At 47.6% G+C, this 11,637-nt stretch carries 10 protein-coding genes; 2 read left to right on the top strand and 8 right to left on the bottom strand.

Features of this window, described 5'->3' with window-relative positions:
* Positions 1 to 17: 17 nt before the first annotated feature.
* The 5 genes from QUA13_RS20510 to carA all read right to left on the bottom strand — a co-directional run bounded on the left by QUA13_RS20510 (position 18) and on the right by carA (position 4,878).
* Positions 18 to 296 (bottom strand): DUF1816 domain-containing protein, encoded by a 279-nt coding sequence (locus tag QUA13_RS20510; RefSeq protein WP_172186147.1) that lies wholly within the window; start codon positions 294 to 296, stop codon positions 18 to 20.
* Positions 297 to 596: 300 nt separating this feature from the next.
* Positions 597 to 2,027: a 23S rRNA (guanosine(2251)-2'-O)-methyltransferase RlmB gene (rlmB, locus tag QUA13_RS20505; RefSeq protein WP_333201421.1), complete on the bottom strand. Its 1,431-nt coding sequence runs from the start codon at positions 2,025 to 2,027 to the stop codon at positions 597 to 599.
* Positions 2,028 to 2,352: 325 nt separating this feature from the next.
* Complete coding sequence (locus QUA13_RS20500) at positions 2,353 to 2,808, bottom strand: ribonuclease III domain-containing protein (RefSeq protein ID WP_333201419.1); 456 nt, start codon at positions 2,806 to 2,808, stop codon at positions 2,353 to 2,355.
* 384 nt (positions 2,809 to 3,192) lie between these two features.
* A complete protein-coding gene (locus QUA13_RS20495) occupies positions 3,193 to 3,549 on the bottom strand; it encodes an STAS domain-containing protein (protein WP_172186150.1) in 357 nt (118 codons plus the stop codon).
* Between the two features lie 171 nt (positions 3,550 to 3,720).
* The gene (gene carA, locus QUA13_RS20490; protein ID WP_333192063.1) at positions 3,721 to 4,878 is read right to left on the bottom strand and encodes a glutamine-hydrolyzing carbamoyl-phosphate synthase small subunit; all 1,158 of its coding nucleotides are present in this window, start codon (positions 4,876 to 4,878) and stop codon (positions 3,721 to 3,723) included.
* Between carA and QUA13_RS20485 the strand changes: the two genes are divergently transcribed.
* Positions 4,877 to 5,851: a retropepsin-like aspartic protease gene (locus QUA13_RS20485; RefSeq protein ID WP_333201417.1), complete on the top strand. Its 975-nt coding sequence runs from the start codon at positions 4,877 to 4,879 to the stop codon at positions 5,849 to 5,851. The two genes, carA and QUA13_RS20485, sit on opposite strands and share 2 nt — an antisense overlap.
* 169 nt (positions 5,852 to 6,020) lie before the next feature.
* Here QUA13_RS20485 and trpD read toward each other — a convergent pair whose 3' ends face one another.
* Both trpD and QUA13_RS20475 read right to left on the bottom strand, forming a co-directional pair.
* On the bottom strand, positions 6,021 to 7,136 hold the full coding sequence (gene trpD / locus QUA13_RS20480; protein ID WP_333201415.1) for an anthranilate phosphoribosyltransferase: 1,116 nt from the start codon (positions 7,134 to 7,136) through the stop codon (positions 6,021 to 6,023).
* 9 nt (positions 7,137 to 7,145) lie between these two features.
* The gene (locus QUA13_RS20475; RefSeq protein ID WP_333192069.1) at positions 7,146 to 7,316 is read right to left on the bottom strand and encodes a hypothetical protein; all 171 of its coding nucleotides are present in this window, start codon (positions 7,314 to 7,316) and stop codon (positions 7,146 to 7,148) included.
* A 696-nt stretch (positions 7,317 to 8,012) separates the two neighbouring features.
* Here QUA13_RS20475 and QUA13_RS20470 point away from each other — a divergent pair.
* Positions 8,013 to 10,994 carry a PAS domain S-box protein gene (locus QUA13_RS20470; protein WP_333201413.1) on the top strand — a complete coding sequence of 994 codons (2,982 nt, stop codon included), beginning with the start codon at positions 8,013 to 8,015 and terminating at the stop codon, positions 10,992 to 10,994.
* Between the two features lie 392 nt (positions 10,995 to 11,386).
* Here the strand turns inward: QUA13_RS20470 and QUA13_RS20465 are convergent.
* Positions 11,387 to 11,637 (bottom strand): HAMP domain-containing sensor histidine kinase (locus QUA13_RS20465; protein ID WP_333201411.1); only part of this gene is annotated, 251 nt, incomplete at its 5' end.

The following is an 11,637-nucleotide window of genomic DNA, read 5'->3' as shown; positions in this document are numbered from 1 at the left end:
CAAAATTTGCCGTGCTTCTACTGACCGCTCAAAACAGGCCACAGCCCTCCCTCAGTCAGCTTTCCCAAATCATCTGCAACCGTCAAAGTAACAGGTTTGCAGCGAAGAATTGAAACACGAAGACCTTCTGCCCCTTCATTTTCTATGTCTTCTACATATCCTGCTTTTGCAGCTTCCGCTTCTGGAGCCGTCAAAAACGGCCCAAAATAGTAAATGCACCGCGGCGCTGAAGTTTTCACTTCAACCCACCAAGCCAATCCGAAAAAATTGAGCAAGCTAATCAAGAATTCTTTCATGTGCTTTTCTAACGTATTTGACGGTGTTTTCAGGGTGCTGCGAACACGCCTAGGCTTTCGTTATTTACACGTGGCTGACTGCTACCAAGAACCTATCCAAACCTATTTAAAGCTGATATCTAAATAGATTGGTATTGAATTCCTGTTTGAACGTAGAGGGAAAGCCCCTTGTACTTTCGCCTGTCCGTAACGAAAGCCGATCGGCTCTCCTTACTTGTTCAAGGTGTGGTGCCGCTCAATTCTGGGCGGCACCCACAATAAACTACTCTGTTGTGCTCTTTTTTTCAAGCACCTTTACGATCAGTGTACGTGAAACTTTTTGGGCCCGCGCTGGCGGTAAATTTCGTATAAAGCCATCCCCGTTGCTACCGAGACATTGAGGCTAGGAGTCTTCCCCCTTAAAGGAATTGAAACTAATCCGTCACAGCCGCGCTGTATCAAAAGGCTCAAACCGTCAGCTTCACCGCCCACCACTAAAACAGTGGGCCCAGAGAACTTGATTGTCTCTACCGAGTCACCCACGCCTGCGGCAGTGCCATAAATCCAGAATCCAGCCTCTTTCAATTCTTCCAGCGCCCGGTTAAGATTGACAACCCTCGCCACTGGCAGGCTTTCCAATGCTCCTGCTGCCACTTTTCTCACTGCCGAGGTAATCCCAACAGCCCGCCGCTGCGGAATCACCATGCCCTGAGCTCCCAATGCTTCTGCGGTGCGAATGATCGCCCCTAGATTGTGGGGGTCGTTGAGTCCTTCTGCAACCACAATTACTGGATCTTCGCAAGCAGACTTAGCGTTTGCGATCAGTTCGCCCAAATCCAGGTATTCGTATGCTGATACTTGAGCGGCTACGCCTTGGTGGTTGGCTTTTCGCGTGATGTAGTCGAGGCGCAAATCGTCAACTTCATCAATGATGCTGCCGTTAGCCTTGGCTTCGGTTAGCAAGCTGTGAAAGCGGGGATCGTACCGCAGGTGCGGGACAACCCAGATCCGGTTGAGGACTTGGTTTGTTTCTAAAGCTGCTTGCACCGCATGGCGGCCGTAAATCATGTCGTCTGTGTCTGCGTCTGGTTGCACGACTGTATTTGAGGCAGTGTCAACAGGGCGAGTGTCTCTGTCTTTGTCTCTGTCTCTGAAATGGTTGCCCCGGAATTCCTGCGGGCTGCTGTCTCTGTCTCTGTCTCTGTCTTTGTCTTTGTAATAATTGCCCCGGGATTCCTGCGGGCTGCTGTCTCTATCTCTGTCTTTGTAATAATTGCCCCGGGATTCCTGCGGGCTGCTGTCTCTGTCTCGGAAATTGTTGCGAACCGGCTGCGGGCTGCTGTCTCTGTCTCGGAAATTGTTGCGAACTGGCTGCGGGCTGCTGTCTCTGTCTCGGAAATTGTTGCGAACCGGCTGCGGGCTGCTGTCTCTGTCTCTGTCTCTGTCTTGATAATAATTGCCCCGGGATTCTTGGGGGCTGCTGTCTCTGTCTTTGAAATGATTATTTCTGCGAATTTCCGGTTGGCTGTCGGAATTGGCTCTCCGTTTGAAAATTGCTCGCACGGGCATTTCTCGGGATTGGGGGGCGAAGGTCGATCGCTTTTGAGGCGCATCTACTCCGCGAGTATCGGGACGGGGCTTGCGTTCAAAGCGGGGAGAGGACGGTTGTGAGTCCTGACGGCGGCCTTCGCTTTTGAATGGCTTGCTATCGGAATTTGAGCGCGAGGAGCTTGGTTTGGTAAATTTTCTCATGGGTTTTTTGTGGCAGTCAAAACGATTTTTGATTTTCGATTTTTGATTTTCGATTGAAGAATTGACGGAGCAATCTTGTTTGGGGCTGTGAGATTTTAGTTGGGCTGGGGAGGAAGCATCGATTGAATAATTGAAGAATTGACGGATCGATCTTGAGGCTGTGAGATTTTAGATTGGCTGGGGAGGGAGCAAGGATTTTGCTGTGCTAAAGTTGCTAATTAATGGCTGATAAATCCTGTTTGCACGATCGAGATTTTTGCAGTTTTAGGTTTGTCGCCGTGCAAGGGTTGTTAATTAATCCCTCCTCATTCCCAACTCTTAACTGCTAAATCATTTCATTCTCAAGTTCTAAAAGTGCCAAAAGTTCGGACAATCTTTCGGGATCGGTGAGGTACAAATATCCGATCAAGGTTTCTAAGCTGCTGGCTTGTTGGTATATTTCTGGATCTGCTCGCTTAGAACGGCCCGATGCGGCATTGCGGCCGCGCTTGACAACTGCTAATTCTATACTGTTCAAGTAAGGAGAGATCGATCGCAAGTGACGCGCTTGAGTTTCGGCTCGTACTTGCCCCACCACCAATTCATGATAAGCTTGCAATCTTCTGGGCGGCATTAAATACAAACTCCTAATGTAGAGTTCGTATACTGCATCCCCCAAATATGCCCAGGCTGCGGGCGAAATTCTTTCTATTTCTGCTGGTGTAGCCCTCGCAGGATGCACTCGATTTAAACTGATATCCGTCAGACTCAGTTTGAGCCCGTCATCTGCGATCGGCAACATACTTTTTTAAATAAAACTTCCGCACAGCTTGGTTTTTCTAGTCACTGACTTATTTCGTCTTTCGTCACTTCAGCAATTATAGCTTTCACAGGAGTGTTCGCTCTCAGAGCACGAAGCGAGATATACAGGCAAAGCTTTGCGCGACGCTCGCAGTCCTAAAAAAGGCTTTTTACACTCATCGGGATGCTCTACTTCTTATACCATTTTTCCGCGTTTTTGCAACACATATTTTACTGCCCTGCCACCGGAGTTCAAAGCATAGGGGGAAATAGCGGCAATACTTGTCGCAGCTTCTGGGAAAATCGGTATTGCTTTACCAGCACAAAAATAAAAATTTGCTATCCAGCGCTGAGAACCGGATAGCTAATTTAATCCACTTTGGCGTCAAGCATCCTTGACGTTTTTTACCGCCTCATCAACCGAAGGCTGCAAAGACAAAAATTTCTCTAAGCGAACCAGTTTAACAGTCTGAGTTACGCGGGGATTTGAGACAATTTGCAATGTCCCCTCCAAGGTTTGGGCTTTTTTGACAAGTTGCACAAGCGCACCCAAGCCTGAACTATCCACAAAGTCTATCTGAGACAAGTCCAAAATTACGTGTTTTGGGCCCTCGTCAATACATTTGCTCAGTACCTTCCGAAAAGTTGCCTCAGAAAAAGCGTCCAGCAGGCCAGTCAAGCGAAATAACTGATAGTTATTCTTGACTTCGCGAGTGCCTCTGAGGCTAACGGTCAGGGTCAATGACTCAGGAATGACACCCTCCTAGCTAGATATGGCTTAAAGTCGAGGCTTCATTATAGGAGTTTTTTGGTCTGTTGTCTACAGTTTTTTAGTCAGCGGTTTTTAGCTTTTTTTTGAGGCAGCAGTCATTAGCGGACTGCTGACTGCTGACTGATGACTGCTGACTAAGGACTACTTTCTGCTGGCTACTTTCTGATTGTCTCGCATTGACTGCACGAATCGATCGAACAAATAGTCAGCATCGTGCGGGCCGGGACTGGCTTCTGGGTGGTACTGGACTGAAAACAGCGGCAGAGTTTTGTGCTTCAATCCGGCTACGGTGCGATCGTTCAAATTGAGATGAGTAATTTCTACTTCCGGGACTAGGGAATCGGGGTCGATCGCAAAACCATGATTTTGGCTAGTAATTTCTACTTGCTGAGTTAAACCCGCTGGATGATTCAATCCCCGGTGGCCGAACTTAAGTTTAAAAGTTTCTGCACCCAAGGAAAGTCCCAAAATCTGGTGTCCCATGCAGATGCCGAATACCGGTTTGTCCGACTTTAACAAAGCTTTCGCAGTCGCGATCCCTTCCGTTACCGCCGCCGGATCTCCGGGGCCGTTGGACAGAAAAATGCCGTCCGGGTTGTATTTGAGGATTTCCTCTGGCGACGTGTCAGCCGGTACAACGATGACCCGACACCCGTAACTCGCCAGACGCCGCAGGATGTTGCGCTTGATCCCAAAGTCTAGCGCCACCACCGTCCACATTTCGCCGCTAGCAGGTTTGACTGTAGGACTGAACTCCCAAACCGAGTCCGTGGCTTCAGACCACTCGTAAACCTTGCGGGTGCTGACTTCCTGAACCAGATTCAGCCCGTCCATGCTGGGGGCATCTTGCACTTGCTCCAAAAGCTCCGCCTGGTCGAGAATCGCGGTCGAAATGCCGCCGTTGATCGCTCCCACCGTGCGAATTTTGCGAGTGAGGGCGCGGGTGTCGATGCCGTAAATTCCGGGGATATCGTACTGTTTGAGGTAGTCTTGCAGAGATTGCGAACAGCGCCAGTTGCTGGGGCGGCTGCATACGTTCCGGGCGATCGCACCCCGAATTTGCGGGCGCGAAGATTCTTCGTCTTCGAGATTTACCCCGGTATTGCCCAATTCTGGATAAGTAAAAGTTACAATTTGCCCACAATAGCTGGGATCTGTCAAGACTTCTTGGTAGCCCGTCATTCCGGTATTGAATACTACCTCCCCGACGACGGTAGCGTTAGCGCCAAAGGACCAGCCGCGGTAAGCAGTACCGTCAGCCAGGACTAGGAGAGCGGGTTGTGCAGTTGAAAGTGACATGGCATCCTTAATTACTTTCGTTTGGTTTAATTCTTACCACTGCCAGAGATTTGATGCTAGCCGGCAAGATACAAATATTATTTTAATTTGTGCAAGAGTTCGGCAAAGCAAGGCACTTATGCCGGAGGCAGAAGCAACAGGTAATCAAAAAGCTGCAACAAGTGCAAATTGTCCCACTCCTCACCCCCGGCATCTTCTACTCTCTCCATCTCCCACTCGACCAGCAATTTATCTACCAGCAGCTTGTGAGGGCGGGCGGAAAGTCAAATCTATACCAAAAGGCAGTTGTCGCTGTTACGATCGAGCTACACCGTTTAATCAAACTATGGCTAGCAAATCTCCCTTGCCTTTACTCTCAAACTTATACAAGCATCTACTGAACGCTCAAAACCTGCGCCAACCGTTACTGGTGTTAACAACAGTTATTTCTCTGAGCAGTTCAATTTTAGTAGGGACTGTTGCCAACTCCTCGCGAGCAGTGGCTCAAGAAAGTGAGGGATGCTTCATGCGCAGCTCCTCAGGCCGAACCCTCAACCTCAGCCAATCAGTTTGCGGTTTTCTCCCCGAAGCATTGAATCCCGCTACTTCGCCCGCGGCGGCCAAGTCAGGAGTATTTCAGGCAAAAATCAAACGCCGAGAGGCTAATATCCCCGTCATAGAAGTCACATTTAACGGCAAACAAAAGTTCGAGATGATGGTAGATTCTGGAGCTAGTGGCACAGTAATTACACCAGCAATGGCTAAAGCCTTGGGCGTTGTTCTTCAGGGAACAGTGCAAGCACAAACTCCGAACGGAGTTGCTACTTTTCCCCTCGGTCGCCTGACTTCTATTGAAGCTGGGGGCCTGGCAGTTCAAAATGTAGTTGTTGCCATCTCGCCATCCCTAGATATCGGACTGTTGGGTCACGATTTTTTTGGTAATAAAGACATAACGATTAAGCAAGATGTGATTGAATTTCGACCGCGCTCTTAAAAAGAGGGAAGAAGGAAGAAGGAAGAAGGAAGAAGGAAGAAGTAAAGAAAAATTGAAAATTCAATAATTTTTCTTGTTGGTTAGTTAAAACAAAAAATTCCTTCTTCCTTCTTCCTTCTTCCATCCGTTACATCCGTTACAAAATCCGTTGCCGAACTTCCTTCTTCCTTCATTTCAAAAACTCAATCAACTGCTGCAACTTCAACCAAGATTCGCCGCTCAATAAAATGTCCTTAGCCAGAGAAACTCCTGCTGCGTGAGAACCCATAGGAATTGCACCTCCCACCTGAAAAGCCAAAGACGCATTCAAAGCTACAACATCCATTTGTGCTCGCGTACCTTTGCCTTGCAAAACGTTGCGCAAAATCTCGGCGTTTTCCTCAACATTTCCGCCTTTTAACGAGCCGATCGCACTTGGTGTCAATCCTACCTTTTCAGGATCTAAAGTAGTGAGTTCGACTTTGCCATCCGACAAAACCGCCAAATCAGTCACATCACCCAAACCCGCCTCGTCCAATTTTTCTCTGCCGTGAACGACTACAGCTAACTCAGTCCCCAACTCGCCCAAAGCTTGAGCAATAGTTGATACCAGACTGGGATCGAACACCCCAATTACCTGCCCTGTAGGGCGCATAGGATTGACAAGGGGCCCTAAAAGGTTAAAAACAGTGCGCACCTTCAAAGTGCGCCTGAGCGACGCTACAGCCTTAAGTGCTGGATGCCACCCCGGCGCAAATAAAAAGGTGATACCCACGGAGTCTACCGCAGCTCTTACCTTCGCGCCATCGGCGTTGAGGTTGACTCCGAGTGCTTCCAACACGTCAGCAGAGCCCACTTTGCTCGATGCCGATCGATTTCCGTGTTTGGCAACTCGAACTTTGCCCGCGGCGGCCACAAAAGCTACAGCAGTGGAAATGTTAAACGTGGAAGCGCCGTCGCCGCCAGTGCCGCAAGTATCAATTAATTGGAGATTGGAGATTGAGGATTTGGGATTGAAAACGCTCTCGGATTCGCCTGCAAGCGACTGAGAATGCAATACCTGAGCCATTCCTGCCAATTCTTGGGCAGAGATGCCTTTGGCTTGGAAGGCCACTAAAATTGCTCCTGAAAGGACGGGGGGAATAGCTTCTGCTAGCCATCCCTGCATCAAGTCGGCTGCTTGGGCGCGTGAGAGAGATTGTCTGTCTAACAGTTGTTCCAGCAGGGCCGGCCACAGAGGAGAATCCGCCGTGTGGGTTGAAGCAGGAGATAACTCTGGCGTTGCTAGTAGAGGGGAATCTGTCATTTATTAGTTCTAGTCAAATTTAGCCCGATCGAGCTTTTCGGCCAAACCGAGAATCGATCGGGATTTTACCAGACTTGCCGACCAAATTTTGCGCACCTGCACCCAGATTTTTGCCCAAATGCCAGCAGCGCAACAGAATTTGTCCCCCCGCAGCAGCCGAATATGAATTTTTTGATACAACAATTACCCTATTGTTGTGCCAACTTTACAGAGAAACCCCCGATCGTACAACTGCCAGCAGTCTGCTGTATTATCTATCAGAAAGAATACTTAACAGTAACTCAGAGCACCCAAAGACCGATAAAAGTTTCCGACAGGAGTTGTGGAGACCAAAAAATTTTAGACATTAGGGAGCCCCAGATTCATCTGTGGAGTCAATTCTTTAATCTAAAATCTCAAATCTCAAATCGACTGACAGCACGGACAGGGAGCGTTTAGCTCATACAGGCAGGTTAGTTGTCTTGGGTAAGAGTCGATCGCACTCTCCCCCAAATCATAAAAATAGACTTTTGCGGTTCTAGAAGTCCCTAATTTTTATTGTAACAACAGCCTTGCCGCTAATTTATATCAGGGTATTCAACTGCTAATATATTTCAGGGAGATTTCAACGAGCGGGTTTTCTTCCGATACCTGCACCGCAGGCCGATCGATTTGGCGATCCGATTGTGACAGCCAGTCACGGCTCAAAGAAAGACAGACCGGATAAACTAAACTTCGATCTGCAACAACTAACAACTAACAGCCCTGTATGACAGATGAATAAACACATTTGTGTCCGGCTGTGCCACAGCATCTTTCTGCCTCATTAACGGCTCAAGTTTAACAGGCGGTAGACCAAAAATATTCAACTCACATCCAAGAGCAGGGTATTCACAAGTGGGAAATCAAAAATTAGAAAATAAAGCGATAGAATGCCTGAATGTCGCGGAGGCACTGCACCAAATGGAAGCAAAATATTATAGTATGTTTGAAAATGCTGTGTCGGGCATTTTTCAAACAACCGAATCCGGTCGCTACATCAGCGCTAACCCAGCTTTGGCTCGTATCTACGGATATAATTCCGCAGCAGAATTGATGAGTTGTCTGACTGATATCAGCGATCAGCTTTACGTCAATCCCGATCGGCGCGATCAGTTTGTTTCTGCTTTGCAAGAACAGGGCATCGTATCTGATTTTGAGTCGCAGATTTATCGCCGAGACGGAACAATAATTTGGATCGCTGAAAATGCGCGGGCTGTCTGCGATGAAGCAGGTAAATTGCTATACTACGAAGGTTTTGTAGAAGATATCACCCAGCGCAAGCAGGCAGAATCTGGACTTCGAGAAAGCGAGGAACGCCTGCGCTTAATAATTGAAGGCGTTAAGGATTATGCTATATTTATGTTAGATACTGAGGGGTATGTAGCTAGCTGGAATTCGGGTGCAGAACGCATTTTGGGATACAGAGCTAATGAAATAATCGGCAATAACTCGGAGTGTTTTTTCACGAAAGAAGATCTTGAAATCGGCAAGCCCCAAGAAAAATTAATCGGGGCAGTGGCAGAAGGTCGATACGAAAATGAAGGCTGGCGGCTTCGCAAAGACGGATCGCGATTTTGGGGGAATATTATTGTTACTCCTTTGCGCGATGAAAGCGGAAAGTTGCAGGGCTTTTCTCAAGTAATGCAGGATATTACCGAGCAAAAGCGGGCGGCTGAGGAAAAGATGCAATTGATTGCTTCTTTGCAGGCGTCGGAAAAAAAGTTTCGCACTTTGTACGAATCGACGACTGATGCGGTAATGCTGCTAGACGAAGAGGGTTTTTTGGATTGCAATCCGGCTACTTTAAAGTTATTTGGATGCAGCACTGAGTCGGAGTTTTGCGGCAAGCATCCTTCGGAGTTCAGCCCGCCCCTGCAACCGGACGGGCAAGATTCTATGAGTCTTTCTCAAGATCGAATTAATACGGCTCTGCGATCGGGAAATTGCCGTTTTGACTGGCGGCACTGCCGTTTGGATGGTTCTGAGTTTCCGGCGGAAGTGCTGCTAACTTCTATGGATATCGGTGGCAAAATAGGGCTGCAAGGCGTGGTGCGCGATATCACTTATCGGGTGCAGGCTGAGGAAGCCCTGAAGCAGGCTAATGAGGTATTGGAATGCCGGGTTAAAGAGCGGACAAGTCAGTTGGAAGAGGCTATTAAAAAGTTGAGTTTATCGGAAGAAAAGTTTTCTAAGGCTTTTAGATCGAGCCCAGATCCGATGATTATTACTACTTTTGCTGAGGGTCGTTTTATTGAAGTTAATGATAGTTTTCTGTCGATGATTGGTTATGCTTTAGAAGAAACGATCTGGAATACAGTACCGGGGTTAAATATTTGGGTAAGGTCTCAAGACCGAGTTAATTTTAGACAAAGTTTGCACGAACAAGGTGTTGTTCGCAATCAGGAATGCGAGTTTCGGATGAAGTCGGGATCGGTGGTGGTGTGTTTGCTGTCAGCGGAATTGATTAATTTGGACGGCGAACTCTGTATGCTGGCGGTGATGACGGATATTACCGATCGCAAACACGCCGAAGAAGCCCTACGGGAAAGCCAGCGGGCCTTGGCGACGCTGATGAGCAATTTGCCGGGGATGGCCTACCGTTTTCGCAACGATGCCGATCGCAGTATGGAGTTTGTCAGCGAAGGTTGCTATCAGTTAGCAGGCTATTCTCCTGAAGAATTTATCGGCACTCGGCAAATTTCTCTCTCGGAATTGACTCACCCGGACGATCGCGATAATTTGTGGAATGCCGTGCAAGTTGCCTTGCAAGAAAATCGACCCTATCAGCTAAATTACCGAATTACTTCTAAAAATGGCGAATTAAAATGGGTTTGGGAGCAAGGTTTGGGAGTGTTTTCCGACTCGGGAGAATTGATAGCTTTGGAAGGGTTAATTACTGATATTTCCGAGCAGAAACGCAGTGAAGAAGCTTTGCTGCGATCGCAAACAGAGTTAACCCAACAAAAACTTCAATTAGAAAATACTTTGCACGAATTGCAGCAAACTCAAGCTCTATTGATTCACACTGAGAAAATGTCTACTCTCGGTCAAATGGTAGCTGGTGTCGCTCACGAAATTAACAATCCCGTTAGCAGCGTCTGCGGCAATCTCGTCCACGTCGGCCACTACACGGAAGATTTGCTGAATTTGATCGATATGTACCAGAAGCACTGCCCGCAGCCGCCGGCAGCAATTAAAGGTAAAATTCAGGATATCGACCTAGAGTTTCTGCTAGAAGATTTGCCGAAAGCGATGTCTTCAATGCAGGTTGGGGCCGATCGCATTCGGGAAATCGTGCGATCTCTCAGGAATTTTTCCCGCAAAGATGATTCTCAAATGAGCAAAGTTAACCTGCACGAAGGGATTGAAGGAACGCTGCTGATCCTGCAAAGCCGCCTGAAAGCCAGAGGCAACTATCCGGAAATTGCGGTAATTAAGGACTATGGAAATTTGCCTTTGGTTGAGTGTTATGCGGGAAAAATCAATCAGGTATTTATGAATTTGATCGGAAATGCGATCGACGCGATCGAGGAATACAACGAAGGGGATTCAGTTCCAGAAGTCAAAGCTAACCGCAGCAAAATTAAAATTAGGACAGAAGTCCAAAACTCCCATGCTGTAATTAGGATTTCTGACAACGGCCCCGGTATGCCAGAAGAAGTTTCCCAGCAGCTATTCGAGGCTTTTTTTACCACCAAACCCGCCGGCAAAGGCACCGGTTTAGGCTTGTCAATTTCCTACAAAGTTGTTCAAGAACACGGTGGCAAACTGAGCTGTGTGTCTGCACTGGGCCACGGAGCCGAGTTTATCATAGAATTGCCTATCGAACAGCCGTAAAGTGCGATAGAGTTTTTAGGTCGGAAATTCAACTTTCAAATTATGAAATTCAACTCCACAATCTCAGTAGCATGATAGCGGCCTTCATTTCGGTAAGGTAGAGGCTTAAAATCTCAAGGGAACTTTTAAGTCGAAACTTGGAACAAAAAAAAAGGGAAGAGTGTTTGTAAAGCAGGCGGTTGCAAACCGCTGTCTCAATCACGAATAAGGTGCGGGCGGAGGATAAGGGAATTAGTATATTCTTTCTTTCCCTAGTCCCAAGTCGCTAATTCTTAGCAAGAGAACCCCTAGCCGATTGCTCGTTCCCCATGTCCCGTTCCCTCTTTCTTCTAATAACTGGGTTCGCAGTTGCGAGGCGGCGCTAATTGCGCTAAATAGCTATTACGAACTGCTCACCCCGGAATAGAAATCAGAAACTCCGAACCCTGCCCCACGGAAGAATTCACGAGTAACGTACCTCCATGTTTTTCCACCACAATTTGGCGGGCTATAGACAATCCTAATCCAGTTCCTTGACCCACAGACTTGGTTGTGAATAAGTGGTTAAAGATGTTTTCCTGGACTGAGTTCGACATCCCCACTCCATTATCCTTAATGCGAATCAAAACCTGATTGTTGGATTCGCTCAGAGCAGTTTGAATCG

Source organism: Microcoleus sp. S28C3 (assembly GCF_036700785.1).
GTDB classification, from domain to species: Bacteria; Cyanobacteriota; Cyanobacteriia; order Cyanobacteriales; family Microcoleaceae; genus Microcoleus; species Microcoleus asticus.
This window is presented reverse-complemented; position numbering and strand designations above follow the sequence as displayed.